This window comes from Roseicyclus sp. (assembly GCF_052168335.1).
GTDB lineage: Bacteria > Pseudomonadota > Alphaproteobacteria > Rhodobacterales > Rhodobacteraceae > Roseibacterium.
This window is the reverse complement of the sequence record NZ_JBQLZP010000198.1, coordinates 1-25,955: the sequence shown is the minus strand read 5'-3', so window position 1 is coordinate 25,955 and position 25,955 is coordinate 1. Positions and strand designations below refer to the sequence as shown.

Genomic DNA, 25,955 nt, shown 5'->3' with positions numbered 1-25,955 from the left:
GGCCGAGCCTCACACGCCCGAGAACTTCGTGGCCCATATCCGCGACGTGATGGAGGCCTGGTCCCGCGCCGAGATCCAGGGCGACGAGAGCTACGCCAGCTTCGAGAGCCGCGTGGCCGAGATCCTGACCATCGCCGCGCGGCCGGGGCGGCGCGTGCTCTGCGTCACCTCGGGGGGCGTCATCGGCATGATGGCGCGCCACATCCTCGACCTCGATCCCGGGCGGATGGCGCATCTCCTCGTGCCGATCCGCAATTCCTCGATCCACCGCGTCGCCGTCCTGCCGCAGGCCCGCATCCTCGCGGGCTTCAACGCGACGCCGCATCTCGACACGCCCGACCGGGTCCATGCCCGGACGGAGTACTGAGGCGCCCATGCCGCATCTCTGGGTCCGCGCCGAGGAACGCCCGAACGAACGGCGCACGGGCCTGATGCCCGGGGGCGCGGCGGCGCTGCTCGCGGCGGGCTTCCGCGTGACGGTCGAGGACAGTCCCGCCCGCACCGTGCCGACCGACGCCTACCGCGCCGCCGGGGCCGAGATCGCGTCCCCCGGAAGCTGGCGGCGGGCCCCGCCCGAAACCATCGTCTTCGGCCTCAAGGAACTGGCCGAGGACGGCACGCCGCTGATCCACCGCCACGTGATGTTCGGCCACGCCTACAAGGGCCAGCCCGCGGGTCGTGCCCTCCTCCGTCGCTTCCGCGAGGGGGGCGGCACCCTCCTCGACCTCGAATACCTCGTGGACGATCGGGGCCGCCGCCTCGCCGCCTTCGGCTACTGGGCGGGCTACGCGGGCGCGGCGGTCTCGCTCCTCGCGGTCGCGGCGCAGGCCGAGGGCGGCCTCTGCGGCCCCGTCGACACCTTCCCCGACGCGGCCGCCCTGCGCGAAACGGTCGCGGCCGCCCTCGCGGGGACCGGGGCCAGCCCGCGCGTCCTCGTCATCGGCGCGAAGGGCCGCGTCGGCACCGGCGCGGGCGACTTCTGCGACGCGATGGACCTCCCCGTGACGCGCTGGGACATGGCCGAGACGGCGCATGGCGGCCCCTTCCCCGAGGTGCTCGCCCACGAGGTCTTCCTCAATTGCATCCTCGCCACGCCCGGCGTGCCCGTCTTCGTGCCGGGGAACGCGCCGGCCGCGCCCCGCGCCCTCCGCGTGATCGGCGACATCGCCTGCGATCCCGCTTCGGACTTCTCGCCGGTGAAGGTCTACGACGCCGTCACCGACTGGGCGCGGCCGACGCGCCGCGTCCACCATGCGCCGCCCCTCGACGTCATGGCGATCGACAACCTGCCCTCGCTCCTGCCGCGCGAAAGCTCGGAGGATTTCGCCGCCCAACTCCTGCCCGTGCTCCTGCAGCTGGCCGATGCCGCAGAGGGACCATGGGCCCGCGCGAAGGCCGTCTTCGCCCGCCACGCGCAAGCCGCTTCATCCTGGAAATAAACTTCGGGGGGCGGCGCGCAGCGCCGGGGGGCGGAGCCCCCTTGCCTTCGCAAGAGGAATGCGCGGGCGCACGCCCGCGCGCCGCCGGACACCGCGGGCATCGTCGGCGCGCTTACATCAGGTCTTCTTCCTCGTCGGCGACGTCGAGGCCCATGGCCTCCGCCCCCGCCTCGAGGTGGTCGGCGAAATGCGGGCTGCCGAGGAGGTAGTCGGCGGTCGGCGTCGTCGCCTCCGCGCGGGCGGTATCGACCGCCTCCTCCCAGTCGTCCGGCTCGAACGAGCCGCGTCCGATCCAGAACAGCGCCACGAGTTCCGCCTGCTCGTCCTCGTTCAGCCGCTCGACGAAGGCGCGAAGCTCGCCCTCGCCGCGGTCGAGCTCATGGCCCAGGATCACGATCTGCGCCACGTCACGGGCAGAAATCTCCATCGCACGTCTCCTTCTCTCTTGCGCATCCCGGACTATCGCGCGTCGCGGCGGCGGGCCACCTTGATCTGACGCAAAGAGGGTCTTCAGAAGAAGAGCCGGGTATGGAGCCAGTCGGGCAGCAGCTGGCTCAGCCGGAAGACCATGCCGAACCCCCACGGAAAATGGCTCGAGAACCGGTCGCCGTTCATCCGCTCGAAGAAGACCCGCGCGGCGGCGTCGGCCTCCATGATCGCGGGCATGTTGAAGTCGTTCTTGTCGGTCAGCCGCGTGCGGATGAAGCCCGGATGGATGATCTGCACGCAGATCCCGGTCTTTCGCAGATCGCCGTGAAGCGATTCCGCGAGGCTGAAGAGGCCGGCCTTCGACGCCGAGTAGCCGATGGCCCCCGGCAGGCCCCGGTAGGCCGAGAGCGAACCGGTCAGCACGATGTGGCCCGCGTTCCGCGCGACGAACTGCGGCACGACCTGGCCCAGCACCCGCGCCGCGCCGGTCAGGTTCACGTCGAACATGGCCTCGACCTTCTCCGCATCCCAATCGGTCGCAGGCACCGGCCAGTAGACGCCGGCGAGGAACACGAGCCCGTCGATCTGCCCGACCTCCTTGGCGGCGGCCTCGACGCTCGTGCGGTCGGCGATGTCGATCGGCACGTAGGTCGCCCGGCCGGGAAGCTCGGCGACCAGCTCCTGCAACCGCTCCTCCGAACGGGCGGAGACGATCAGCTCGGCGCCGGCCCGGCTCATCTTGAGGGCGACCTCGCGGCCCAGCCCCTCCGAGGCGCCGACGAGCCAGTACCGTTTTCCGCTCCATTCGCGCATGGGTCTTCCTTTCAGGTCGCGGCCGCGGGCGCCTCGGACAGCCGCGTGGCGGCCAGCAGCGCCATCGCGCCCAGCTTCAGGATGCAGGGCACGAGCGCGTAGAGGTAGGTCAGCAGGTTCAACGCGCCAGCCGGATTGTCGGCACCGGCCGCCGCGTCGTAGCCCACCACGTCGAGGGCGGGCAAGAGGACGACGGCGGCCAGCGCCAGCGACGCCTTCTGCACGAAGGCCCAGAGGCCGAAGGCGGCCCCGGCCTCGGGGGCGATCCGCTCCATCCGCCGGGCGAAGAGCGCGGGCAGGATCGCGAAATCGGCCCCCAGCGCCGCGCCCGAGGCGAGGCAGACGAGCGCGAAGGCCGTGACCTGGCCCGCCTCGAGCATCAGGACGACCGAGAAGCTCGCAATGGCGAGCGCCATGGCCGCAAGCAGCATCGGTCGCTCGCCATAGCGCGCGGCGAGCCGCGACCAGGCGGGTGCGGAGGCCGCCGCCGCGAGGAAGAACAGGATGAGCAGCGGCCCCTCCCACCCCGGCGCCGCGAGTACGCTGCCCACGTAGAACAGGAACAGCGTGGAGGAGACCGCGACCGGCGCCGCGTTCATCAGCGCGATCAGCAGGAGCCGCCGCGCCACCGGGTCCGAAAGGACCGCGCCGAACCCCGTTGACGGCAGGCCGCCGCCCTGTCCCCACTGGCCGCGCATCGCGATCAGCGCGACCAGGCAGAGCCCGCAGAAGAGCGCGGCGAACCATGCGTAGGCCGCGCCGGTCCCCTCGAGGAGCGTCGGCGCCACCGCCGCGACGCAGACGCCCAGCAGCGCCCCCGTCTCCCGCCAGCCGGCGAGGCGCAGGTGCCCGGAGGACCCGAGCCGCGCCGCGGCGGGCACGCCCTCGGCATACATGGAGATCGTGAGGAACGAGAAGGCCGAGAACAGCCCCGTCATCGTCAGTGCGAACCACAGGAGCGGCGCCACCGGCGGCGCGACGGCGAAGAGGCCGATCATGGAGGCCGCCAGCAGGACGACGCCCGCCGCCACGGCCGCCCCGCGCCGCGCGCGCAGCCGCGCCGACAGCCAGCCGAGCGCCGGGTCCTGCACAAGGTCGATGAGCCGGAGCGCGAAGAGCACCCCCGCCAGCGCCGTCAGGCCCACGCCGTAGGACGCGGCGTAGTAGGCGGGCGCGTGGATGTAGATCGGCAGCCCCGCAGACGAGAGCATCGCCGCGAACACGGCATAGCCCGGCAGGCTGACCGCGCGCGGCGCGGCGCTGCCCGCCACGTCAGGAGACCTCGTGGCCGGGCGGTTCGGGGCGGACGCGGTAGGGCGCGCCCTTCCACCAGAGCTTCAGCGCCTGCCAGTGGATGAGCGCGAAGACCCGCCGCGCCCCGAAGGGGCGGCGCAGCGCGGCGCGCAGGATGCCCATTCCGGTCAGCTTCTTCCGCCGTCCGGTGAGCGTGGCATAGAGTCCCTCGTTCCCGGTGGAATAGTCGATCCAGACGCCGACCCGGTCCTCGCGGATGTCGAAGCGGAAGGTGTAGCCGCCCTCGATCGGCTGGAACGGCGAGACGTGGAAGATCTTGCCGGCCTTCAGCGTGTCCTCCCGCGTGATCGGACGGTGATCCTCGTGCGCGCAGAGATAGGAATGCCGGTCGCCGAAGGTGTTGGAAACCTCGGCGATCACCGCGCGCAAGGCGCCCTCGCGGTCATGGGCGAGCCAGAAGCTGACCGGGTTGAACACGTGCCCGAGCGTCCGCGGCTGCGCGAGCAGCATGAGCGTGCCGTCCGTGACCTCCGACAGCCCGTGCGCCGCCAGAACCTCGCGCGCCCAGGGCGCGCCGCGGCCCTCCTTCGGCGCGCCGCCGTGGTCGCTGTCCCAGAGCGAGAGGAACCCCGCCCGGTTGCGCCCGAAGGCGAAGGGCGCGCGGGGCCGCGCGGCCTCGGCGTCGAGCATCACGTAGTCGATGCCGTACCTGAACGCGTTCTCCACCGCGCCCCGCCGCCCATGGAACGTCTCGCCCGCGATATGATCGACGCGGGCGCTCATGCCGCCATGACCGCCTGCGCGTCGCGCGCCGCGATGGCCTCGACCACGTCGATGGCGCTGGCATAGCCGTCCTCGTGGAAGCCGTTCTTCATCCAGGCCCCGCAGAACCACGTCGCGTTGTCGCCGTTGATCTGCCGGATCGTGCCCTGCGCGGCAAGCGCGGCGAGGTCGTAGACCGGGTGGCGGAAGGTCGTTTCGTCGTGGATCAGCCGCTCGTCGATGGGCGCGCGGGAGTTCAGCGTGACGAAGAGCGGATCGTTCAGCGGGATCGGCTGGAGCGAGTTCATCCAGTAGGTCAGGTCGATCGGCCCGCCCTCGTGGCCCTTGCGCTCGGTGTAGTTCCAGCTCGACCAGGTCACGCGGCGCTTCGGCATGACCGAGGCGTCCGAATGCAGCACCGCCGCGTTCGGCTGGTAGCGCACGGCGCCGAGCGCGGCGGTCTCGGCCGGCGTCGGGTCGGCCAGCATGCGCAGCGTGTCGTCGGAATGGGTGGCGAAGACCACCTCGTCGAAGGCCTCCGGGTGGCCGCCGCGCATGACCTCGATGCCGCCCGGCGTCCGGCGCACGGCGTCGACCGGCGCGGCGAGGCGGATGTCCACACCGCGACGGCGCATCGCCATCTCGAGGCGCGTGACGTACTCGATCGAGCCGCCCTGCACCGTCCACCACTGGTGCTGGCCGGTCGCCTGCAACAGGTGATGGTTGCGGAAGAACCGCACCAGTGCCTGCGCGGGGAAGTCCATGATCTCCTCCTTCGGCGTGGACCAGATCGCCCCGGAGATCGGCGTGAGATAGTAGTCGCGGAACCAGGCCCCCATGCCCATCTCGTCCATGAACTGGCCGAGCGTGATGGTGGAGTCGGTCGCGAGGCTCTCGGCGGCGGCGTTGAACCGCATCAGGTCGCGCACCATGCGCAGGAAGCCCGGCCGCGCGAGGTTCGACTTCTGCGCGAAGAGGGCGTTGAGACTCTTGAGCCCGTATTCGATCCGGCCGGCGCCGATGGAGGCCGCGAAGCTCATGTCCGACTTCGCCACCGGCACGTCGAGTTCGGCGAAGAGGCGGGTCAGGTTCGGGTAGTTCACGTAGTTGAACACGATGAACCCGGTATCGACCGGCTGATCCCCGTTTCGGCCCGCGATCACCGTGCGGGCATGGCCCCCGAGCCTCGGCTCGGCCTCGAACAGGGTGACGGCATGGGATTGCGCAAGATGATAGGCCGCGCCCATCCCTGAAATGCCGGCGCCGATGACGGCGATACGGCGCGGCGCGGCGGCCGAGGTCTCGAATGGCACTAGATGTTCCCTCAGGTTTTTTCTGATCTATGATTGCGAGGGTTACGCGGCGCAACCCGCACCAGATCAAAGAAATTAGTTTTGATCCGGACTTACGGAATCCGCGTATCGGCCATATGCTGATGGCCAACGACCAAGCTGACCACGTCGCCCCGCACCATGGTGTCCTGCCCCATGGCGCGCATTCCGTCGCGACGGGGCCTCTGCGCGGGCCGTCGAGGCGTGATGGGACTGTGACAGCGAACGACCAGACCGAGCTGCAATGGGTCGCCTGCATCACGGCGATCGCCAAGGACGAGGACCAGGCCGCCTTCGCGCGCCTGTTCCGCCACTTCGCGCCGCGCGTGAAGGCGTTCCTCATCAAGTCCGGGGCCGATCCGAGCCTCGCGGAGGAATGCATGCAGGACGTCATGGCGACGCTCTGGCAGAAGGCGCATCTCTACGATCCGTCCCGCGCCTCGGTGGCCACGTGGATCTTCACGATCGCGCGGAACCGCAAGATCGACCTCCTGCGCCGCTACGCCCGGCCCGAGCCCGAGGATCTCCCCTGGGGACCCGAGCACGAGCCCGACCAGGCGGACGTCATGGCCCTTCAGCAGGACAGCGAGCGGCTGGCGGAAGCGATCCGACAGCTCCCCGAGAAACAGCGCAAACTGATCGAGCGCGCCTATTTCGGCGATCTCACGCACAGTGAAATCGCCGCCGAGACCGGATTGCCCCTTGGCACGATCAAGTCTCGCATTAGGTTGGCGCTGGAAAGGTTGCGTCACGCAATGAGCTGAGGCGAAATGAACGGCATCAGGCATCATATCTCCGACGACCTGCTGATGGGCTACGCCGCGGGCGCCCTTCCGCCGGCCTTCGACCTCGTCGTCGCGACGCATGTCTCGCTCAGCGACGACGCCCGTGCGCGGCTCGCCGGATACGAGGAACTGGGCGGCGTCGTCCTGTCGGAGCTCGACGAGGCGAAGATCGCCGAGGATAGCCTCGAGCGGACGCTGGCGCGCATCAACGGCCGCACCGAACGCAAGCCGGTGGAACGCCCCGCACCCGGCATCTTCCCGGAACCGCTGAAGAAAATCGTCGGCGGCGACGCGGACGCGGTGAAGTGGCGCGGCCTCGGGATGGGTGCGAAGCAGTGCGTCCTCCAGTCCGAGGACGGCGCGAGCGCGCGGCTGCTCTACATCCCCGCCGGCCAGGCGATGCCCGAGCACGGCCACCGCGGCATGGAACTGACGCTCGTGCTCAAGGGTGCCTACCGCGACGAGACCGACCGCTTCGCGCGCGGCGACATCGAGTTCGCCGACGAGGACATGGACCACATGCCGGTGGCCGAGGCGGGAGAGGACTGCATCTGCCTCGTCGCGACCGATTCGCGCCTGCGCTTCAAGGGCTGGCTGCCGCGGATCGCCCAGCCCTTCTTCGGCATCTGACGACAGCGGCCTTTTCGCCTGCTCCAACGCCCGCCCTGCCCCGGCGGGCGTTCGCGTGCTAGGAGTGTCCCCGAGACCACGAGGGAGGCACGATGTCCGCGACGTTCCTGAACCGCATCGCCGAGACGCTGGACGAGATCCGGGCCGATGGCCTGTGGAAGACCGAGCGTCCCATCGTCTCGCCCCAGGGCGGACATATCGCCGTGGCGCCAGATGGGCGCGACATGCTGAACCTCTGCGCCAACAACTATCTCGGCCTCGCCGATCACCCCGCGCTGATCGCCGCCGCGAAGGCTGCGATGGACGATCACGGCTACGGCATGGCGAGCGTCCGCTTCATCTGCGGCACCCAGGACCTTCACCGCGCGCTGGAGGAGCGGCTGGCGCGCTACCTCGGCAAGGACGATGCGATCCTCTTCGCCGCCTGCTTCGACGCCAATGGCGGCCTGTTCGAGCCGCTCCTCGGCCCCGAGGACGCGGTGATCTCGGACGCGCTGAACCACGCCTCGATCATCGACGGCATCCGCCTCTGCAAGGCGCGGCGCTACCGCTACGCCAATGCCGACATGGACGACCTCGAGGCGCAGCTGAAGGCCGCCCGCGCGGACGGCGCGCGTACGATCATGATCGCCACGGACGGCGTCTTCTCGATGGACGGCTACCTCGCGCCGCTGCCAGAGATCGCGCGGCTGGCGGAGGCCCATGACGCCATCGTCATGGTCGACGATTGCCACGCGACCGGCTTCATGGGCCCCGGGGGACGCGGCACGCCGCACCATTTCGGCGTCGCCGACGGCGTCCACATCCTGACCGGCACGCTCGGCAAGGCGCTCGGCGGGGCCATCGGCGGCTACATCGCGGGTCCGCAGCCGGTGATCGACCTCCTGCGGCAGCGCGCGCGGCCCTACCTCTTCTCGAACCCCCTGCCGCCCGCCGTCTGCGCCGCCGGGATCGCCGCGATAGATCTTGTAGAAGAAAATGACGGGCTGCGCCGCGCCCTCTCCGAAAACGCCGCCCATTGGCGCGCCGGTCTCGAAGCGCTCGGCTTCGACCTCCTGCCCGGCGAGCACCCCATCGTTCCCGTGATGCTCGACGAGGCGCGGCTGGCGCAGGACATGGCCGCGGCGCTCTTCGCGGAGGGCGTCTACGTCGCGGGCTTCTTCTATCCGGTCGTGCCGAAGGGCCGCGCCCGCATCCGCACCCAGATGAACGCGGCGCTCACCCGCGCCGACCTCGACCGCGCCCTCGCCGCCTTCGAGGCCGCGGGCCGCAAGACCGGAGTCCTGTCATGACCAACGAGATGCGCGCCCTGGTGAAGGCCGCCCCCGCCCCCGGCCTCGAGATGCAGACCCGCCCCGTGCCCGAGATCGGCCCCGACGACGTGCTGATCCGCGTGAAGAAGACAGGCATCTGCGGCACCGACATCCACATCTGGAACTGGGACGACTGGGCCGCCCGCACGGTTCCCGTGCCGCTCGTGACCGGCCACGAATTCGCAGGCGAGATCGTAGAGTTGGGCCGCAACGTCGAGGGCCTCGGCCTTGGCCAGCGCTGCTCGGGCGAGGGCCACCTGATCGGCAAGACCTCGCGGCAGTCGCGCGCGGGCAAGTTCCACCTCGACCCCGAGACGCGCGGCATCGGCGTGAACGAGCAGGGCGCCTTCGCCGAATACCTGCGCCTGCCCGCCTTCAACGTGGTGCCGCTGCCCGACGACGTCGACGACGAGATCGGCGCCATCCTCGACCCGCTCGGCAACGCGGTCCACACAGCGCTGTCCTTCGACCTTCTGGGCGAGGACGTGCTGGTGACGGGCGCTGGCCCCATCGGCATCATGGCCGCCGCCGTCGCCCGCCACGCCGGCGCCCGCCACGTCGTCATCACCGACGTGAACCCCGACCGCCTCGCGCTGGCCGGAGAGGTCGCGGACGTGCGGCCGGTGGACGTCACGAAGGAAGACCTGAAAGATGTTGTACAAGAACTCGGCATGAAGCAGGGCTTCGACGTCGGCCTCGAGATGTCGGGCAACCAGGCCGCGCTCGACCAGATGGTCGAGAACCTCGTCATGGGCGGGCGCATCGCGCTGCTCGGCATCCCGCCCGGCAAGAGCCCCGTGGACTGGTCGCGCATCGTCTTCAAGGCCATCACGATCAAGGGCGTCTACGGCCGCGAGATCTTCGAGACCTGGTACAAGATGATCGCCATGCTGCAGAACGGGCTCGACGTCCGCCGCGTCATCACCCACCGCTTCCGGGCCGACGACTACCGCACCGGCTTCGACGCGATGCTGTCCGGGCGGTCGGGCAAGGTCGTCCTCGACTGGACCTGAGGCGGCGAAATGCCCTTCGACGCCGCCGCCCGCCTCGGCTAGCCTTTGGCCCATGTCCCGCTTCGGCCCGACCCGATCCGAACTGAAGCTCCGCCTCGCGATCAGCCTGGGCGGCCTCGCGCTCCTCGTCGGGGCCTACGCCACGAACGGCATCGGCGGCATCGCCTCGCTCGAGATCGCGATCATCGGCGGGGCCTTCTTCGGCGGCTCGGCGATCTGGTCGGCCCGCCGCCTCCTCAGCAAGGACGACGATCCATGACCGGCACCCTCATCCGCACCATTCTCCTCGTTCTCGTCCTCATCGCCTGGGCCTGGATCCTCGTCGGCGCGCTCCGGCGCGAGGGCGGGTTCGGCCACTGGTTCCGCGCGTCCGAGACGCGCAAGGACCGCAACACCTTCCTGTTCCTGACCTTCGTTCTCGCCGCGATGGTCGCGATGCAGGTCGCGCTCCCGGCCTGACCCCTTCCGCCCGGCCGCCCGCCGCACTAGACGGGACGGCATGGAGCCGCTCGACTACCGCCCGCCCGACACGCCGCTCGACGTGATCCACGCCGATCACGAGATCGTCCTGGTGAACAAGCCCGCCGGCCTCCTCTCCGTCCCCGGCAAGGGCGCGCATCTCGCGGATTGCCTCCTCGCGCGCGTCCAGGCGGCGTTCCCGACCGCGCTCCTCGTCCACCGGCTCGACATGGACACCTCGGGCGTCATGGTCTTCGCGCTCACGCCCTCGGCCCAGCGCCACCTCGGCCTCCAGTTCGAGCGGCGGCACGTGAACAAGACCTACCAGGCCCGCGTCTGGGGCGAGATGGCGGAGAAGACCGGAACCATCGACCTGCCCCTGATCGTCGACTGGCCGAACCGCCCCCGCCAGCACGTGAACTTCGAGACCGGGAGGCCCGCCACGACCGACTGGCGCGTCATGCGGATCGAGGACGGCACGACGCGGGTGCGCCTCCACCCCCTGACCGGCCGCTCGCACCAGCTCCGCGTCCACATGAAGGAGATCGGGCACCCGATCCTCGGCGATCCGTTCTACGCCGAGGGGCCCGCCCGCGACTTCCCCCGCCTCATGCTCCACGCCGAAAGCCTGAAGCTCCGCCATCCCGACGGCGGCATGGGCATGCTCTTCCGCGCGCCCGTCCCCTTCTGACCCTCCTTCATCCTGGAAGAAAACTCCGGGGGTGCGGGGGCAGCGCCCCCGCGCGCGCGGCCGAGCGGCTCCCTGCCCAAGGGGGCCCGAGGCCGCGCGCTCGCCCGTCACTCCCAGCCCGAGACGGCCTTCACCTCGAGGAACTCGTGCAGGCCGAAGACACCGCCCTCGCGCCCGCTGCCCGACTGCTTGAACCCGCCGAAGGGCGAGCCCTGGGCGAAGCCCTTGCCGTTGGTCTCCACCATGCCCGACCGCAGGCGCCGCGCGACGCGGCGGAGCCGGTCCCCGTCGTTCGTCTGGATGTAATTGGTGAGGCCGTACTCGGTGTCGTTCGCCATGGCGATCGCGTGCGCCTCGTCCTCGAAGGGCAGGATCGAGAGGACCGGGCCGAAGATCTCCTCGCGGTAGATCGTCATCTCGGGCGTGACGTCGGCGAAGACGGTCGGACGCACGAAGTAGCCGCGGTTGAGGTGCCCGGGCCGCCCGGTGCCGCCCGCGACCAGCCGCGCGCCCTCGTCGATCCCGGTCTGGATCAGCGCCTGGATCTTCTCGAACTGCGCCTCGCTGACGACCGGGCCGATGTGCCGTCCCTCCTCGGAGGAGGGACCGACCTTCACGGCCTCCGCCGCGGCGATGGCGTGCTCCACCGCCTCCTCGTAGCGCGAGCGCTCCACCAGCATCCGGGTGGGCGCGTTGCAGCTCTGCCCGGTGTTGTTCATGCAGCGGATGACGCCCGCCTTCACCGCCTTCTCGGGGGCGTCGGCGAAGATGATGTTGGCGCCCTTGCCGCCGAGCTCGAGGCTCACCCGCTTGATCGTGTCGGCGGCCGCCTTCGAGATCAGCCGCCCGGCGCGGGTCGAACCGGTGAAGCTCACCATGTCGACGTCCGGATGCGCCGAGAGCTGGCTGCCCACGCCCGCGCCATCGCCGTTCACGAGGTTGAAGACGCCCGCCGGCACCCCCGCCTCGTCCAGCACTTCCGCGAAGACGAGCCCCGAGAGCGGCGCCACCTCCGAGGGTTTCAGCACCATCGTGCAGCCCGCCAGAAGCGCCGGGATCACCTTCAGCGCGATCTGGTTCATCGGCCAGTTCCACGGCGTGATCAGCGCGCACACCCCGATGGGCTCGTGCAGGATGCGCTCACCCGGCGCCCAGTCGCCCAGCGGATGCTCCCAGGCGAAGCTCCTCGCCGCCCGCAGGAACCCCTCGATGTGCCAGTTGCCCGAGGTCACCTGCTGGCTGCGCGACCAGTCGATCGGCGCGCCCATCTCCTTCGAGATCGCCTGCGCCATGTCCTCGGCACGGGTATCGTAGACCTCGAGGATGCGCTCCACGAGCGCGATCCGCGCCGCGGGCTCGGTCGCGGCCCAGCCGTCGAAGGCGCGCTTCGCGGCGGCGACGGCGGCGTCGGTATCCTCGGCATCGCCCAGCGAGATCGTGGCGCAGACCTCCTCGGTCGAGGGGTCGATGACGGGCAGCTCGCGGGCCCGCGCGGGCGCGACCCAGCGCCCGTCGATGTAGAATTCGGTGCTCTTCGGCATGGTCGTCTCCCTTGGCTCGCGCCGGAGCCTGTCACCCCCGGCAGCCGCCCGCAAGCGTTCCGGGCGCCTGGACGGGCGTTCCGCGGCGGCACGATCCGGGCGAACGCGCCTCCCTCTCGCTGCGGCGCGGCAGAATGCCCCGCCTTTTCGCGCTCCGCGCCGGTGCAACCGCCGCGCAGACACCCCATTCTCTGGACCGAACCCAACGGAAGACCAAGGAGACAGGCCCCATGGGACTGCGCATCAACGAAGAGATCCCGAACCTCGAGGTCGAGACGGATCAGGGCAGGTTCCGCCTGCACGACTTCATCGGCGACGGCTGGATGATCCTCTTCTCCCACCCCAAGGACTTCACCCCCGTCTGCACGACCGAGTTCGGAGCCGTCGCGCAACTCGCCGACGAGTGGACGAAGCGGAACACGAAGGTCATCGGCCTCTCGGTCGACCCGGTCGCCGAGCACGTGAAATGGAAGGCCGACATCGAGAGCTTCTCGGGCGCGCAGGCCGGCTTCCCGATCATCGCGGACGACGACCTCGCCGTGTCGAAGGCCCTCGACATGCTACCTGCGGACGCCTACCTGCCCGACGGCCGCACGGCAGCGGACAGCGCCTCGGTCCGCGTGGTCTTCATCGTCGCGCCGAACAGGAAGGTGCAGCTCATGATGACCTATCCGATGTCGGTCGGGCGCAACTTCGCCGAGGTGCTGCGCGCGCTCGACGCGCTCCAGGCGACCTACGGCCAGCCCATCGCGACGCCCGCGAACTGGGTGTACGGGCAGGACGTGATCGTGGCGCTCAGCCTCGACGACGCGGCCGCGCGCGCGAAGTTCGGCGAGATCGACGCGAAGCTGCCGTACCTGCGGACCACGAAGATGCCGGCCTGAGCCCTCGGGACGCCCCGGAATCGCCGGCGATTCCGGGGCGGAAAAGCCGGCTTTTCCGCCCCGCGCTCAGCGGAAGGGCGAATGCAGGATGGCCCGCGTCCCGAGCGGCACCGCCTCGTAGAGCTGCATGATGTGATCGTTCACCAGCCGCACGCAGCCCGAGGAGGCCGAGGTGCCGATCGACCAGGGTTGCGGCGTCCCGTGGATGCGCAGCATGCTGTCCGCGCCGCCCCTGTAGAGGTAGAGCGCGCGCGCGCCGAGCGGGTTGTCCGGCCCGCCCGCCATGCCGCCCGCGAACTGCGCGTAGACGTGGGGCTCGCGCCGGATCATGTTGGCGGTCGGCGTCCAGGAGGGCCAGGCCTCCTTGCGGTTGATCGTGAAGGTGCCTGGGCTCTGCATCCCCGACCGGCCCACCGCCACGCCGTAGCGCATCGCGGTCCCGTCGCTGCCGATGTGGTAGAGATATTTCGCCACCGGATCGACGTGGATGTCGCCGGGCCGGAGCCCTTCGCGATGCGCCACGCGGGTCGGCATGAAGCGCTCGTGCAACCCCCAGGGATTGCGCCCCGCCCGCTCGTGCCGGACGACGGAGGCGTCGAACTCGAAGGTGACGGCGTCCTGCGCCGAGGCGTCCGTGGCCAGCGGCGCCGAGAACAGCGCGGCCGACGTGATGATGAAGTGGCGTCGGGTCAACATGGGGCAGCGTCCGTCCTGGTCAAAAGCGGGCGGTTTCAGACATCGGACGCGATACTTCCCGACACTCGCCCTGTGGACAAGTGTTAATGCCGACCTGTCCGCCCACGGAATCGTGAACGTTTACAAGGCAGCAGCGGCAATGCCCGTGTCAGACGGGCGGATAGAGATGCGCCGTGGAGCCGACCTCGACGCGGTCGTACATCTCCATGATGTGTGCATTGACCATGCGGACACAACCTGATGAGGCAGAAGTGCCGATCGACCAGGGCTGCGGCGTGCCGTGGATGCGCAGGTAGGTGTCCCGGCTGCCCTCGTAGAGATAGAGCGCGCGCGCGCCGAGCGGGTTCTCCGGTCCGCCGGGCATGCCGTCCGCGAAGGGTCCGTAGACCTCGGGTTCGCGCTCGATCATGTTCTGCGTCGGCTGCCAGGAGGGCCATTCCGCCTTGCGGCCGATCCTGAAGATGCCTGATTCGTAGAGGTCGGCGCGCCCGATGGCGACGCCGTAGCGCATCGCCGTGCCGTCGCCGCCGATGTGGTAGAGATACTTCGCAACCGCATCGACGTGGATGTCGCCCGGCACGAGGCCCGCGCGATGCTCGACCCGCGTGGGCATGAAGCGGGGGTGCAGGCCCCAGGGGTTGTTGGCGAAGGGATCGGGGTCGGGCCGCTCGACGGTGCGGTCGAAGTCCACCCGGTCCTGCGCGGCCGCGGGCAGCCCGACGGCCCCCGAGAACAGGGTCGCGCTGGTGATGATGAAATGTCGGCGGGTCAGCATGGCTGAACTCTCCAGTCGGTCTTCTTCGCGTTCGGGCACCGTCACGGGTCTACATCCGCACGGTGCAGCCGCTGTGCAAGACGGCACGCTGTCCCGCGCGTTCAAATCCGCGTCAGCGTGCCCCTCGGTGTCCGGAAACCGGAAACCCCGGCCGGTGGCCGGGGTTCCCTCTGTCCTTGCGGAAGGCGGTGCGGCGCGGGTCAGTCCGCGGCCTCGGCCGCCTCCTTCTCGATTTCCTTGCCGGTGGCCTGGTCGACCATCTTCATGGCGAGGCGCACCTTGCCGCGCTCGTCGAAGCCGAGAAGCTTGACCCAGACCTCCTGTCCTTCCTTCAGGACGTCGGAGGGGTGGTTCAGCCGCCGGCTCTCGATCTGGCTGACATGCACGAGGCCGTCGCGCTTGCCGAAGAAGTTCACGAAGGCGCCGAAATCGACGAGCTTCACGACCTTGCCCTTGTAGATCTTGCCTTCCTCGGGCTCCGCCACGATCGAGTAGATCATGTCGTAGGCCTTCTGGATGGCCTCGGCGTTCGGGCTCGCGATCTTGATGATGCCGTCGTCGTTGATGTCGACCTTGGCGCCCGAGACCTCGACGATCTCGCGGATCACCTTGCCGCCCGAGCCGATCACTTCGCGGATCTTGTCGGTCGGGATCTGCATCGTCTCGATGCGCGGCGCATGGATCGAGAACTCGCCGGGCGCGGTCAGCGCCTTGGCCATCTCGCCGAGGATGTGCATCCGGCCGGCCTTCGCCTGCTCCAGCGCCTTCTTCATGATCTCGGGCGTGATGCCCGCGACCTTGATGTCCATCTGGAGCGAGGTGATCCCGTTCTCGGTGCCCGCGACCTTGAAGTCCATGTCGCCGAGGTGGTCCTCGTCGCCGAGGATGTCGGTCAGGATCCCGTAGGAGCCGTCTTCCTCCAGCACGAGGCCCATGGCCACGCCCGCGACCGGCGCCTTCAGCGGAACGCCCGCGTCCATCATGGAGAGCGAGCCGCCGCAGACCGACGCCATCGAGGAGGAGCCGTTCGACTCGGTGATCTCCGAGACGACGCGGATCGTGTAGGGGAAGTCCGTCGGCGCCGGGAGGACGGCCTGGAGCGCGCGCCAGGCAAGCTTGCCGTGGCCGATCTCACGCCGTCCCGGAGGGCCGACGCGGCCCGCTTCGCCGACCGAGTAGGGCGGGAAGTTGTAGTGCAGCAGGAAGTTCGAGCGGAAGTTCCCGTGCAGCGCGTCGATGATCTGTTCGTCGTCGCCGGTGCCCAGCGTGGTCACGACCAGCGCCTGCGTCTCGCCGCGGGTGAACAGGGCCGAGCCGTGGGTCCGGGGCAGGACGCTCGTCTGGCAGTCGATGCCGCGGACCGCGTCGAGCGCGCGGCCGTCGATGCGGCGGCCGTGCTTGACCACGTCCGAGCGCATGACCATCGACTCGAGCTTTTTCAGCGCGGAGCCGAGGTTCGCGTCCTCGAGCTGCTCCTCGGAGAGCTGGGCCTTGATCGCCTCCTTGGCGGCGGCGACGGCGGCGACGCGCTCCTGCTTGTCGAGGATCGCGTAGGCCTTGCGCATGTCGGCCTCGCCCGCGGCCTTCACCGCCTCGTAGAGGGCGGAGTAGTCCGGCGGCGTGAAGTCGAAGGGCTCCTTCGCGGCGGACTCGGCCAGCGACACGATCAGGTCGATCACCGGCTGGATCTGCGCGTGCGCGAAGGTCACGGCGCCGAGCATCTCGTCCTCGGTCAGCTCGTAGGCCTCGGATTCGACCATCATGACCGCGTCCTTGGTGCCGGCCACGACGAGGTCGAGACGCTGCTCGGGGTTGTTGCGCAGCCCCTGCATGTCGTCGACGGTCGGGTTGAGGATGTACTCGCCGTCCTCGAAGCCGACGCGGCAGCCCGCGATCGGGCCCATGAAGGGCACGCCCGAGATCGTCAGCGCGGCGGAGGCCGCGATCATCGCCACGATGTCGGGATCGTTCACGAGGTCATGGCTCAGCACCGTGCACATGACGAGGACTTCGTTCTTGAAGCCCGGCACGAAGAGCGGGCGGATCGGCCGGTCGATCAGGCGCGCGGTCAGCGTCTCCTTCTCGGTCGGGCGCGCCTCGCGCTTGAAGAAGCCGCCCGGCACCTTGCCGGCGGCGTAGTATTTCTCCTGGTAGTGGACCGTCAGCGGGAAGAAGTCCTGTCCCGGCTTCGGCTCCTTGGCGAAGGTCACGTTCGCCATGACGCTGGTCTCGCCCAGCGTCGCGATGACCGACCCGTCGGCCTGGCGGGCCACACGCCCCGTTTCCAGCGTGAGCGTCTCTTCGCCCCACTGCATTTCTTTCCTGGTGATTTCGAACATGTATCGTTTCCCATCGGGCAGCGCTCCCAGGCCCCTTGCCCGGGTCTGCCCCGTGTCTATGGCGGCCCCATTGCCGCCGACCCCTTCATCATCCCATGCGCCGGGGTCGAAGCGTCACGTCTCAGATGGGGCGGCGCATACAGGTTTTCCACTGAAATGGAAAGCGCCTTGAGGGCGGCCCTCACCACAGCGCCCAGTGCCGGTCGAAGAAGGCATGGCCGACGAAATGCACGAAGGTCACGGCGTAGACGGCCGCGAAGACGAGGCAGAGCGCGCGCGCCCACCAGGCCCGGGCATTGCGCCAGATGACGCCGAGGCAGACGGCGAAAAGAACTCCCTCGAGCAGTCCCACGATCCGCCCGTGATGGTCGTGGTCCCAGAAGGAGACCGGGCTCGCGTAGCGCCAGTAGGTGAAGGGCCAGAAATGCGCGCGGGCGTCCCCGGCATGGAGCGGCAGGTCGAAGGCCACGTGCAGGAGCGCGGACGCGGCCAGCAGGACGAGCCACCGCCGCCGCGCGAGAACGCCCGCGACGAGGATGCCCGCGTAGACCGGCGCGGAGTTGAACACGTCCGTCAGCAGGCGGAGCGTGGCCTCGTTGCGCCAGCCGTCGAGGCCGAAGCGCAGGAAGAGGATCACGTCCGGCAGGAGCGCCCCGGCGGCGATGGCCACCCACTCCGCCCGGCTCGCCCTTCGGCCGAGCAGGGCGAGGCCGAGGGCCATGTGCGCCGGGGTGTTCATGGCCCGAAAATGAAGAACCCGCGCAGCGGATGCAACGCGGGTCCGTGTGTCGGGCTGGGCCGTCCGGTCAGCGGCGGATGCCGAGCCGTCCGATGAGGTCGGTGTAGCGCGCCTCGTCCTTCGCCTTGAGGTAGTCGAGGAGCTTGCGGCGCTGCGCCACGAGCTTCAGGAGGCCACGGCGGGAGTGGTTGTCCTTCTTGTGGGTCTTGAAGTGCTCGGTCAGCGTCGAGATGCGGCTGGTGAGGATGGCGACCTGGACCTCGGGCGAACCGGTGTCGCCGTCCTTGGTCGCGTAGTCCTTCATCAGTTGCTGCTTGGCTTCGGCAGTGATCGACATCGGGGTCTCCTTTCGGGATCGGGACGGCGCAAGCCGGGATGTCGTCCAGCAAGGCCCATGGATTGACCGCACGAACCCATGTCCGTCGCGGATGGCGGCGCATAGCGCATCCGGGCCTGCTTGGAAAGCCCCGCGTGCCGCGCTGGTGCGCCAGGCATTCGTCTTGAATGCGCCGGAACCGGAGGGGCGTCGTTCAGGTTTGCGCAACCCCGATCGGCTAGAGAGATAGTTGCTCAGGAGACCGGCAGTGTCGCAGCTGCCCGCGTCGACCCGGGTTCGCATCGTCAGAAGGCATGCACCGCCCTGCGCCACGTCGCGGCGAGGGTGCCTGACGACGTCTTGCGAACGAGGGGAAAGCAATGCTTGCCGCTGGAGGATTGCTGGGATTGCTCCTGATGGGGGCCGCTATAGGCGGTCTGCTGTCGGGGCACGACAACGACGATGACGACCCGGACGGCGCGTCCTCCGGATGCGACTGCGCGGAGCAGGATTTCGATCTCGTGTTGGACACTGAGGGCGGCTCGACGGACCTGCTCGACGAGTTCCTTTTCGGACCGGACACCCACGAAGACGCCGTGCCCTGCGAAGAGTGCATCCTCGACGATCCCGACATGCTCGACGTCCACGAGACCGTGACGCTCGACGACTGGCTCGAGATCCCGCTCGTCCGCGACTTCGACCCGGAGACCGACCGGCTGGTGCTCGACTTCACCGGGACGCCGGAGGAGGCCCCCTTCATCACCGTCAATCTCGAGGCCAGCCCCGGCAATGCCCTGGTCGAGGCGGACGGAGTTCCCGTCTCGCTCGTTCTCAGGGCGACCAGATTGACCTGCGAACGCATCGACGTGGTCATGAACCCGCCGGAAGACGATCCGGACCAGGCGCCTCAACCGTTGAACTTCCTCCTCGACGGCGGCGATCCGGGGGACGCCGCGGCCGGCCGCCTCGCGATGCAGGACGCGCTGGCCACCGGAAGCCGCGATGCGCTCACCGCGGGACCAGGCGGCGACGAGGTCTCGGGCGGCGAGTCCGGCGAAGCGATCTTCGGCAGCGAAGGCGCAGACACGCTCTCGGGCGGAGGCGGCCGCGACGAACTGCACGGTGATGCGGGCGACGACGTGCTCTCGGGCGGCGCGTGGGCGGACTACCTCGACGGCGGGGAAGGCGACGACACGCTGCGGGGCGACATGGGCGACGACCTGCTCTTCGGTGGCGAGGGCGACGACCTGCTCGTCGGCGGCGCGGGCGATGACGGCCTGCAGGGCGGCACGGGTGCCGACACGCTCCTCGGCGGACCGGGCGACGACGTGATCGACGGCACCTTCCTCGTGGACGGAACCGACATCGACGCCGGCGACCTGATCCGCGGCGGCGACGGGGACGACAGCATCATGGTCGGCGCGATGGACACGGTCTCGGGCGGCGCAGGCTCCGACCTCTTCATCGCGGGCGAATACGTGGCCTCCGCGGCATCGCCCGGCCTCGTCACCGATTTCGACCCGACGACCGACCGGATCGAGCTCATCTACGATCCGTCGGTCACGCCCGACCCGGAGATCGGCGTCATCGCCTACGCGGCGGGCAGCGGCTCGAGCATCACGCTCGACGGAACGCCGGTGCTGCACATCGCCGGGGTTCCCGGCCTCGACCCCGCGTCGATCGATCTCCGGGCCGTCCCCTAGGTCGCGAGGAAATGCGGCAGGAAGGTCTCGAGGACGGCCTCGGGCGCCTCCTCCATCGCGAAATGCCCGATGCCGGGGATCACGGCGCCATCGACCGCTTCCGCCCAGCCGCGCCAGAGGCCGAGGGGGTCGCCCGTCCCCGCCGGGAAGCCCGCCTCCGCCCAGGCGAAGCGCAGGGGCGCGCCGATCCTGCGTCCCGCAGCTCTGTCGGCCTCGTCCAGCGCGCGGTCCACAGTGGCCCCGGCGCGATAATCGGCGCACATGGCGGCGACGCGCGCAGGAACGTCGAACTGCGCGCGGTAGGAGGCGAGCGCCGCATCCGCGAAGGGCGACAGGTCGCCCGCCCTCGTCCAGCTCGCCAGGGTCCAGTCGACATAGGCCCGCCCGTCGGCGAGGATCATCCTTTCGGGCAGCGGCGCGGGCTGCGCGAGAAAGGTCCAGTGATAGGCCTTGAGCCCCAGTTCCGCGCTCCACGCCGCCCAGAAGTCGCCGGTCGGCACCACCTCGAGGATGCCGAGCCGCGCCACCCGCCCCGGATGGTCGAGCGCGAGGCGGTAGGCGACCCGCGCGCCCCGGTCGTGCCCGAGCACATGCGCCCGCCCGATCCCGAGCGAGTCCATCAGCCCGACGATGTCCCGCGCCATCTCGCGCTTGGAATAGGTCGTGTGGTCCGCGTCGTCCGGCGGCGCGTCGCTCTCGCCATAGCCGCGCAGGTCCGGGACGATCACGTCGAAGTGGCGGGCGAACCCGGGCGCGACCCGGCTCCAGGCCATGTGCGTCTGCGGATAGCCGTGGAGCAGGATCAGCGGCGCCCCCGCACCGCCGCGATGCGCGGACAGGCGGATGCCGTTCGTCTCCACGAAATCCTGCCGGAATCCCTCGATCGCCATGGGCCCCTCCGCGTCTCGCCGAACGGTGCCCCGGCGGCGGCGGCGGGTCAACAGGCGGGCGGCCAGGCCTCGGGCTGCACGGTGTAGCCGATGTAGAGCGGATGCTTCGGATGCCCCGCCTTCGAGAGGCCGAGATGGTGCAGGTCCGCCCCCGCCCCGCGCAGCAGGCGTTCCACCGCGCGCCCCCGGTCGAGATGCGCGCCATGCGTGCCCCAGGCGCAGATCACGCGGTCGGCCCAGGCGAGGCTGTCGAGGATGGCGCGGTCGTTCAGCGGCCCCACCGGGTCGGGAGCGGCGCGCATGTCGCGCGGGTCCGTCGCCCGCCAGGCGAAGATGTTGAGCACGCGGAACGCGCCGAAGCCCAGCGCCCGCGCCCGCCGCTCGCAGCGCTCGACCGTGGGGTCGTTCTGCACCTCGGTCGCCGTCGAGGGGTTCAGCATGATGAAGAGGGCACGCGCGCCGTCCGGCTCCCACACGCGGGTCAGCGTGTAGCGATACCGCTCGCAGTCGGAGTATTCCGCGACGCTGGCCGCGTCGCCCTTCTGGTGATGCCGCACAATCATGCGCGCGTTATGGCGCGGCGCGGCGCGGGGGAAAAGGCATCGGGTGCCACGCGCTCAGAGGTTGAAGACCCGCTCGGGGTGCAACTCGCCCGCGCGGAAACGCCCGATGGCGAGCGGCTGACCGTCGAAGGAGGCCCAGGCGAGGTCGCCGTACTCGACCGGCCCGGGCAGGACATGCCCCGGATTGCCGTTCCTGAGCCGGGCCGCGCCCTCGGGGCTCGCCTTCAGCTCGGGCAGGTCGGACAGCGCGAGCGAGACCGGCCCGAGGAGCGCGTCGATCTCCTCCGTCCGCGCCAACCGCTCGATCTCGTCGAGGGACACGGCCTCGTCGAGGTCGAAGGGCCCGACCCAGGTGCGGCGGAGCGCGGCGACATGCCCGAGACAGCCGAGCGCTCGCCCGAGATCGCGCGCGATCGACCGGACGTAGCCGCCCGAGCCGCAGACGAAGCGCAGGTCCGCGTGGTCGGGATCGGACCGGGACAGGAGCGTCAGCTCGTCCACGTAGAGGTCGCGGGCCTGAAGCTCCATCGTCTCGCCGCCCCGTGCGATGTCGTAGGCGCGCTCGCCATCGACCTTCACCGCCGAGAACTGCGGCGGCACCTGACGGATGTCGCCGGTGAACGCGGGAAGGGCGGCCTCGATCTCGGCGTCGGTCGGTCGGGCGTCGGAGGTCTCGATGACGGAACCGGCGGCGTCGTCCGTGGTCGTCTGCGCGCCCCAGCGCAAGGTGAAGTCATAGCCCTTCAGCGCGTCGCCGAGATAGGCGATGGTCTTCGTCGCTTCGCCCAGCGCCACCGGAAGGAGGCCCGTCGCGTCGGGGTCGAGCGTGCCCGCGTGCCCCGCCTTCTTCGCGTCGAAGGCCCAGCGCACCTTGTTTACCACGGAGGTGGAGGTGATGCCCGCCGGCTTGTCGATCAACACCCAGCCGGATACCTCGCGTCCCTTGCGCCTGCGCCCCATGTCTCACCCTTGCCGGTCGGCCCTGTCGAGGAAGGCGCCCTGCTAGCCGCCGCCGCCCGCGCCGTCAACCGGCGCGGCCTCGGGCACCACCGTGCCGATGATCGGCCCGAGCGGAAAACCGATGTCCGAACGCCCGATGTCGGGCGCGTGCAGCCGCGACACCCGCCCGTCGAGATAGAGCGCGTCCGGCGTCCCGAACCCGTCGCGGAAGAGCCGCGCGAAGTGGTGGAAGTTCACCGGCTCGTCCGAGATGGCGAGGATCATCTCGCGCCCGTCCGCCGTGACGCCGACGCCGTTGCGGATGTTCAGGCTGGTGCCGCCGGGGATGAAGCGTGGATGCAGGTCGCCCCCGATCACCAGCATCGGCCCCGACTGGGTGGCGAACCGGCAGTCCGGAGGGTCTTCGGCGAAGGTCCGGCTCTCGATCACGCGCGCCCGGCGCTCGCCGATGCACAGGACGCCGTTGGGCAGGAGGCCGAAGTTGCCGGGACCGTCGCGGGTGACGATGCCGCGCGCCTCGGCGCCATTCTCGATGTAGAGGCCGACCGGGCTCAGGTCCTGGTGAAACATCCCCGCATTCATCGCGAAGCCGAGGCGATAGCCCGCCGGAAGCCCCGCCTCGACGCGCGAGAAGGTGCCGTAGATCTCGCCATCGCCGTTGCGCAGGAAGAGCCGCACGTCGTCGCGCTCCATGTCGATGCGGCAGGCGGTGAAGGCCGCGCCATCGAAGCGGACGCGCTCGCAGGCGGCGTGCCCCGACCCGGCCGCCGCGAGGACGCCGAGCCCCAGGAGCACGGCGCGGATCATCCCTCGTCGTCCCCGTCGGCGCGGCGCTCAAGGTCGCGGCGCACGCGCTCGTCCGAGAAGAGGCGCCGCGTCTCGTCCATCCGGTCGAAGGTCTCGTCGATGACGAAGCGCAGGTCCGGCGCGTATTTCAGCGTCATGTCCTGCATGATCGCGCGGCGCAGCTCGCCCCGGTTGCGCTTGAGCGCCTGGATGGCCTCGTCCCGCGCGCCGCCGCCCAGCGGCATGACGTAGACCGTTGCGACCTTGAGGTCGGGCGAGGTCCTGACCTCTCCGACCGTGATCGACATGGCGTTGAGCTCGGGATCGTGCACGTCGCCGCGCGCCAGCACGCCCGACAGTGTGCGGCGGATGAGTTCGCCGACCCGGAGCTGCCGCTGCGAGGGGCCCGCTCCGTCGTGATGCCTGTTCTTCGCCATCTGCCCTGACTCCTTGCCTTCGGGAGGTAAGTCATGCGCGCCCCTGCCGCAAGCGACCGCTTTCCCGCCGGCCACGCATCCGCTAGGAGCGGAGCGGCAGAGGACGGAGGCGAAGATGGGCGAAAAGGTGGGGATCGCGGTGATGGGCGCGTCCGGCCGCATGGGCCGGATGCTGATCGACACCGTGACCGAGAGCGACCGCGCCCGCCTCGTCGCGGTGACCGAGCGGCCGGGCCACGACTGGATCGGGAAGGACCTGGGCGAGGCGCTGGGGCGCGGGCGCATGGGCGTGCCGGTGATGTCCGACCCGCTGGACGCCATCGTCAAGGCGCAGGCGGTCATCGACTTCACCTCGCCGGAGGCGACCGTCGCCCACGCCGAACTGACGGCGCAGGCGCGCTGCGTCCACGTCATCGGGACCACGGGCCTGTCGGAGGCGGACATCGCGCGCCTCGACGCCGCCGCACGGCACGCGACCATCGTGCGGGCGGGCAACATGAGCCTCGGCGTCAACCTCCTGACCCGGCTCGCCCGACAGGTCGCCGCCGCCCTCGACGCGGAGTTCGACATCGAGATCGTCGAGAAGCACCACCGCCACAAGGTCGACGCGCCCTCCGGCACCGCGCTGATGCTGGGCGAGGCCGCCGCCGAGGGGCGCGGCGTGCCCCTGGCCGATGTCGCCGACCGGGGCCGCGACGGCATCACCGGCGCTCGGAAGGAGGGCGCCATCGGCTTTTCTGCGGTGCGCGGCGGCGACATCGTCGGCGAGCACGACGTGATCTTCGCGGGCCCCGGCGAGCGGATCGTCCTCAGCCACATCGCGACCGACCGGGCGATCTTCGCGCGCGGCGCGCTCAGGGCCGCGCTCTGGGGTCAGGGCAAGGCGCCCGGCCACTACTCGATGGCGAGCGTTCTCGGCCTCGGCTGACGCAGTCACGAAGGCGTTATTGAACGGCGCGAAGGTTCCGCTATCTCTCGCGACGGAACGCCGCAGCAACCCATGGGTCCGGGACGATGCTTCTCGACATCACAAGAGCGCCCGCGCTTGTCGCGGCCACCTGCGCCTGTCTCGCCGGCGCCGACACCGCGCAGGCCGAAGCCTTCGCGGTGGTCGCCTCCGAGGACACCTTCGTCTCGCTCGTCGAGGGGCGCGAACTGCGCCGCTTCGGCATCCGGCTGACCGTCATGCCGAACGGCCGGATCGAGGGCCGCGCCTTCGGGACGCCGGTGACGGGCCAATGGGACTGGGACGGCGGTTTCTTCTGCCGCGACCTCTTCTGGGGGAACGAGGATCTCGGCTTCAACTGCCAACTCGTGCAGGTGAACGGCGAGACGCTGCGTTTCACCACGGATCAGGGCACGGGCATCTACGCGGACCTGACGCTGCAATAGCGTCAGAAGTCGATCGCGATCCCCTTCTTCTCCCAGTCGCCGTAGCGCACGGGCTCGGGGCCGTCGCGGCCGCCGAGCTCCGTCGGCAGGTCGAGCGCCTTCGCCTTTCTCCGCCGCTCCTCCGCTTCGGCCAGCGCACGCTGCGCCTCGGGCGGGAGATGCGAGATGTCGCGGTCCGTGTCGGACATGGAGCTGGGCCCTCCGGGTTGTTCGCGGCCTCCGCCTGATATACGCCCGGGCGTCCGCCGAGCAAGAAGGAGGGTTCGGGCGACATGGCCGAAGACCCGAAACGCCCAGAGCGAAAGGTGCCCCGCCAGCGGTCGCGCGGCCTCTCGCGGACCGGCCTGCCGCTTGCCGACCGGAGCCTCGCGGCACGGCACGCCGCCCTGCGCGCGCTCGATCAGGTGCTCACCCATCGCAGGATGCTGAGCCACGCGCCCGCCGGGGCGGGCCTCGACCCCGCAGAAGCGGCGCGCGCCGGACGGCTCGCGGACATCGTGCTGCGCCATTTGGGGCCCCTCGACCGGGTGATCGCCGCCTTCGTCGAGCGCACCCCCCCACCGGCGGTTCGCATGATCCTCCGCCTCGGGGCGGCCGAGCTCCTGATCGCGGGGGAGGAGCCGCACGGCGTCGTCAACGCCGCCGTCACCCTCGCCCGCGCGAGCGGCCAGCGCACCGCGCGCGCCTCGGGCATGGTGAACGCCGTCCTCCGCCGCATCGCCGAGGGCGGCCCCGCGCTCTGGGCCGACCACGCGCCGCAGCGGCTGCCGGGTTGGGTCGCCGGGCCCGTCCGCAAGACCTGGGGCGAGCCCGTGCTCCGCGCCATCGAGGCCGCGCACGAACGCGGCGCGGCGCTGGACCTGACGCCCCGCGGCCCCGGCGTCTCCATCGACGGCGCCGAGCTTCTGCCGACGGGCAGCCTGCGCATCGCCGGTCCCGCGCAGGTCTCGGCGCTGCCGGGCTTCGCCGAGGGCCTGTGGTGGGTGCAGGACGCCGCCGCCGCCCTGCCCGTGCG

Annotated in this window: 31 protein-coding genes; 14 read left to right on the top strand and 17 right to left on the bottom strand. The window is 70.3% G+C overall.

Translation table 11 applies throughout. From position 1 onward, the window contains the following. Nucleotides 1–367: histidine phosphatase family protein (locus ACTS11_RS06335; RefSeq protein ID WP_442639491.1), on the top strand; the 367-nt coding region annotated here is incomplete at its 5' end. A 7-nt stretch (nucleotides 368–374) separates the two neighbouring features. Continuing rightward, complete coding sequence (locus ACTS11_RS06330) at nucleotides 375–1,439, top strand: saccharopine dehydrogenase (protein WP_442639490.1); 1,065 nt, start codon at nucleotides 375–377, stop codon at nucleotides 1,437–1,439. A gap of 112 nt (nucleotides 1,440–1,551) precedes the next feature. On the opposite strand, the gene ACTS11_RS06325 is transcribed toward ACTS11_RS06330, so the two are convergent. The 5 genes from ACTS11_RS06325 to ACTS11_RS06305 form a co-directional block, all read right to left on the bottom strand. Beyond that, on the bottom strand, nucleotides 1,552–1,866 hold the full coding sequence (locus ACTS11_RS06325; RefSeq protein WP_442639489.1) for a DUF3775 domain-containing protein: 315 nt from the start codon (nucleotides 1,864–1,866) through the stop codon (nucleotides 1,552–1,554). 83 nt (nucleotides 1,867–1,949) lie between these two features. Beyond that, nucleotides 1,950–2,681 carry an SDR family NAD(P)-dependent oxidoreductase gene (locus tag ACTS11_RS06320; protein ID WP_442639488.1) on the bottom strand — a complete coding sequence of 244 codons (732 nt, stop codon included), beginning with the start codon at nucleotides 2,679–2,681 and terminating at the stop codon, nucleotides 1,950–1,952. A gap of 11 nt (nucleotides 2,682–2,692) precedes the next feature. Continuing rightward, on the bottom strand, nucleotides 2,693–3,952 hold the full coding sequence (locus ACTS11_RS06315) for an MFS transporter (protein WP_442639487.1): 1,260 nt from the start codon (nucleotides 3,950–3,952) through the stop codon (nucleotides 2,693–2,695). Nucleotide 3,953: 1 nt separating this feature from the next. Further along, entirely contained in the window at nucleotides 3,954–4,718 is a 765-nt protein-coding gene (locus ACTS11_RS06310) for a DUF1365 domain-containing protein (RefSeq protein ID WP_442639486.1), read from the bottom strand. Continuing rightward, nucleotides 4,715–6,010, bottom strand: a complete 1,296-nt coding sequence (locus tag ACTS11_RS06305) for an NAD(P)/FAD-dependent oxidoreductase (protein ID WP_442639485.1) — start codon at nucleotides 6,008–6,010, stop codon at nucleotides 4,715–4,717. The genes ACTS11_RS06310 and ACTS11_RS06305 overlap by 4 nt, the downstream gene beginning before the upstream one ends. A 233-nt stretch (nucleotides 6,011–6,243) precedes the next feature. Here ACTS11_RS06305 and ACTS11_RS06300 point away from each other — a divergent pair, with 233 nt between their 5' ends. The 7 genes from ACTS11_RS06300 to ACTS11_RS06270 all read left to right on the top strand — a co-directional run bounded on the left by ACTS11_RS06300 (nucleotide 6,244) and on the right by ACTS11_RS06270 (nucleotide 10,919). After that, nucleotides 6,244–6,792: a sigma-70 family RNA polymerase sigma factor gene (locus ACTS11_RS06300; protein ID WP_442639484.1), complete on the top strand. Its 549-nt coding sequence runs from the start codon at nucleotides 6,244–6,246 to the stop codon at nucleotides 6,790–6,792. Between the two features lie 6 nt (nucleotides 6,793–6,798). Continuing rightward, nucleotides 6,799–7,443 carry a ChrR family anti-sigma-E factor gene (locus ACTS11_RS06295; protein WP_442639483.1) on the top strand — a complete coding sequence of 215 codons (645 nt, stop codon included), beginning with the start codon at nucleotides 6,799–6,801 and terminating at the stop codon, nucleotides 7,441–7,443. A 92-nt stretch (nucleotides 7,444–7,535) separates the two neighbouring features. Next, the gene (locus tag ACTS11_RS06290) at nucleotides 7,536–8,735 is read left to right on the top strand and encodes a glycine C-acetyltransferase (RefSeq protein ID WP_442639482.1); all 1,200 of its coding nucleotides are present in this window, start codon (nucleotides 7,536–7,538) and stop codon (nucleotides 8,733–8,735) included. Continuing rightward, the gene (gene tdh, locus ACTS11_RS06285; RefSeq protein ID WP_442639481.1) at nucleotides 8,732–9,769 is read left to right on the top strand and encodes an L-threonine 3-dehydrogenase; all 1,038 of its coding nucleotides are present in this window, start codon (nucleotides 8,732–8,734) and stop codon (nucleotides 9,767–9,769) included. Before ACTS11_RS06290 ends, tdh begins: the two co-directional genes overlap by 4 nt. A 52-nt stretch (nucleotides 9,770–9,821) precedes the next feature. After that, the gene (locus ACTS11_RS06280; protein ID WP_442639480.1) at nucleotides 9,822–10,028 is read left to right on the top strand and encodes a hypothetical protein; all 207 of its coding nucleotides are present in this window, start codon (nucleotides 9,822–9,824) and stop codon (nucleotides 10,026–10,028) included. Beyond that, the gene (locus ACTS11_RS06275; protein WP_442639479.1) at nucleotides 10,025–10,228 is read left to right on the top strand and encodes a hypothetical protein; all 204 of its coding nucleotides are present in this window, start codon (nucleotides 10,025–10,027) and stop codon (nucleotides 10,226–10,228) included. Before ACTS11_RS06280 ends, ACTS11_RS06275 begins: the two co-directional genes overlap by 4 nt. Before the next feature lie 40 nt (nucleotides 10,229–10,268). Then, complete coding sequence (locus tag ACTS11_RS06270) at nucleotides 10,269–10,919, top strand: RluA family pseudouridine synthase (protein ID WP_442639478.1); 651 nt, start codon at nucleotides 10,269–10,271, stop codon at nucleotides 10,917–10,919. 107 nt (nucleotides 10,920–11,026) lie between these two features. On the opposite strand, the gene ACTS11_RS06265 is transcribed toward ACTS11_RS06270, so the two are convergent. After that, on the bottom strand, nucleotides 11,027–12,460 hold the full coding sequence (locus ACTS11_RS06265; protein ID WP_442639477.1) for an aldehyde dehydrogenase family protein: 1,434 nt from the start codon (nucleotides 12,458–12,460) through the stop codon (nucleotides 11,027–11,029). Between the two features lie 230 nt (nucleotides 12,461–12,690). On the opposite strand from ACTS11_RS06265, the gene ACTS11_RS06260 reads away from it, so the two are divergent. Then, nucleotides 12,691–13,344 (top strand): peroxiredoxin, encoded by a 654-nt coding sequence (locus ACTS11_RS06260; protein ID WP_442639476.1) that lies wholly within the window; start codon nucleotides 12,691–12,693, stop codon nucleotides 13,342–13,344. A gap of 66 nt (nucleotides 13,345–13,410) precedes the next feature. Here ACTS11_RS06260 and ACTS11_RS06255 read toward each other — a convergent pair whose 3' ends face one another. The 5 genes from ACTS11_RS06255 to rpsO form a co-directional block, all read right to left on the bottom strand. Beyond that, nucleotides 13,411–14,040 (bottom strand): L,D-transpeptidase, encoded by a 630-nt coding sequence (locus ACTS11_RS06255; protein ID WP_442639475.1) that lies wholly within the window; start codon nucleotides 14,038–14,040, stop codon nucleotides 13,411–13,413. 148 nt (nucleotides 14,041–14,188) lie between these two features. Then, the gene (locus ACTS11_RS06250; protein WP_442639474.1) at nucleotides 14,189–14,815 is read right to left on the bottom strand and encodes a L,D-transpeptidase; all 627 of its coding nucleotides are present in this window, start codon (nucleotides 14,813–14,815) and stop codon (nucleotides 14,189–14,191) included. Between the two features lie 200 nt (nucleotides 14,816–15,015). Then, on the bottom strand, nucleotides 15,016–17,154 hold the full coding sequence (pnp, locus tag ACTS11_RS06245; protein ID WP_442639473.1) for a polyribonucleotide nucleotidyltransferase: 2,139 nt from the start codon (nucleotides 17,152–17,154) through the stop codon (nucleotides 15,016–15,018). A 181-nt stretch (nucleotides 17,155–17,335) separates the two neighbouring features. Then, nucleotides 17,336–17,893, bottom strand: a complete 558-nt coding sequence (locus tag ACTS11_RS06240; RefSeq protein ID WP_442639472.1) for a hypothetical protein — start codon at nucleotides 17,891–17,893, stop codon at nucleotides 17,336–17,338. A gap of 67 nt (nucleotides 17,894–17,960) precedes the next feature. Next, nucleotides 17,961–18,230: a 30S ribosomal protein S15 gene (gene rpsO / locus ACTS11_RS06235; RefSeq protein ID WP_442639471.1), complete on the bottom strand. Its 270-nt coding sequence runs from the start codon at nucleotides 18,228–18,230 to the stop codon at nucleotides 17,961–17,963. Nucleotides 18,231–18,730: 500 nt separating this feature from the next. Here rpsO and ACTS11_RS06230 point away from each other — a divergent pair, with 500 nt between their 5' ends. Continuing rightward, nucleotides 18,731–19,912, top strand: coding sequence for a calcium-binding protein (locus ACTS11_RS06230; protein ID WP_442639470.1), 1,182 nt, complete (start codon nucleotides 18,731–18,733; stop codon nucleotides 19,910–19,912). Here the strand turns inward: ACTS11_RS06230 and ACTS11_RS06225 are convergent. The 5 genes from ACTS11_RS06225 to rbfA are packed head-to-tail and all read right to left on the bottom strand — an operon-like array spanning nucleotide 19,909 to nucleotide 23,548. Then, complete coding sequence (locus ACTS11_RS06225; RefSeq protein ID WP_442639469.1) at nucleotides 19,909–20,802, bottom strand: alpha/beta fold hydrolase; 894 nt, start codon at nucleotides 20,800–20,802, stop codon at nucleotides 19,909–19,911. The two genes, ACTS11_RS06230 and ACTS11_RS06225, sit on opposite strands and share 4 nt — an antisense overlap. 47 nt (nucleotides 20,803–20,849) lie before the next feature. Then, a complete protein-coding gene (locus tag ACTS11_RS06220; RefSeq protein WP_442639468.1) occupies nucleotides 20,850–21,365 on the bottom strand; it encodes a DUF1643 domain-containing protein in 516 nt (171 codons plus the stop codon). 54 nt (nucleotides 21,366–21,419) lie between these two features. Further along, nucleotides 21,420–22,325, bottom strand: coding sequence for a tRNA pseudouridine(55) synthase TruB (gene truB / locus ACTS11_RS06215; protein ID WP_442639467.1), 906 nt, complete (start codon nucleotides 22,323–22,325; stop codon nucleotides 21,420–21,422). 42 nt (nucleotides 22,326–22,367) lie between these two features. Beyond that, nucleotides 22,368–23,132, bottom strand: coding sequence for a phosphodiester glycosidase family protein (locus tag ACTS11_RS06210; RefSeq protein WP_442639466.1), 765 nt, complete (start codon nucleotides 23,130–23,132; stop codon nucleotides 22,368–22,370). Continuing rightward, nucleotides 23,129–23,548, bottom strand: coding sequence for a 30S ribosome-binding factor RbfA (gene rbfA / locus ACTS11_RS06205; protein WP_442639465.1), 420 nt, complete (start codon nucleotides 23,546–23,548; stop codon nucleotides 23,129–23,131). Before rbfA ends, ACTS11_RS06210 begins: the two co-directional genes overlap by 4 nt. 115 nt (nucleotides 23,549–23,663) lie before the next feature. Here rbfA and dapB point away from each other — a divergent pair, with 115 nt between their 5' ends. Together dapB and ACTS11_RS06195 are read left to right on the top strand one after the other, a co-directional pair. Further along, the gene (gene dapB / locus ACTS11_RS06200; RefSeq protein ID WP_442639464.1) at nucleotides 23,664–24,476 is read left to right on the top strand and encodes a 4-hydroxy-tetrahydrodipicolinate reductase; all 813 of its coding nucleotides are present in this window, start codon (nucleotides 23,664–23,666) and stop codon (nucleotides 24,474–24,476) included. Nucleotides 24,477–24,562: 86 nt separating this feature from the next. Further along, nucleotides 24,563–24,940: a dihydrodipicolinate reductase gene (locus tag ACTS11_RS06195; RefSeq protein ID WP_442639463.1), complete on the top strand. Its 378-nt coding sequence runs from the start codon at nucleotides 24,563–24,565 to the stop codon at nucleotides 24,938–24,940. Between the two features lie 2 nt (nucleotides 24,941–24,942). Here ACTS11_RS06195 and ACTS11_RS06190 read toward each other — a convergent pair whose 3' ends face one another. After that, a complete protein-coding gene (locus ACTS11_RS06190; protein ID WP_442639462.1) occupies nucleotides 24,943–25,128 on the bottom strand; it encodes a DUF1674 domain-containing protein in 186 nt (61 codons plus the stop codon). Between the two features lie 84 nt (nucleotides 25,129–25,212). Between ACTS11_RS06190 and ACTS11_RS06185 the strand changes: the two genes are divergently transcribed. Beyond that, nucleotides 25,213–25,955 (top strand): transcription antitermination factor NusB (locus tag ACTS11_RS06185; protein WP_442639461.1); only part of this gene is annotated, 743 nt, incomplete at its 3' end.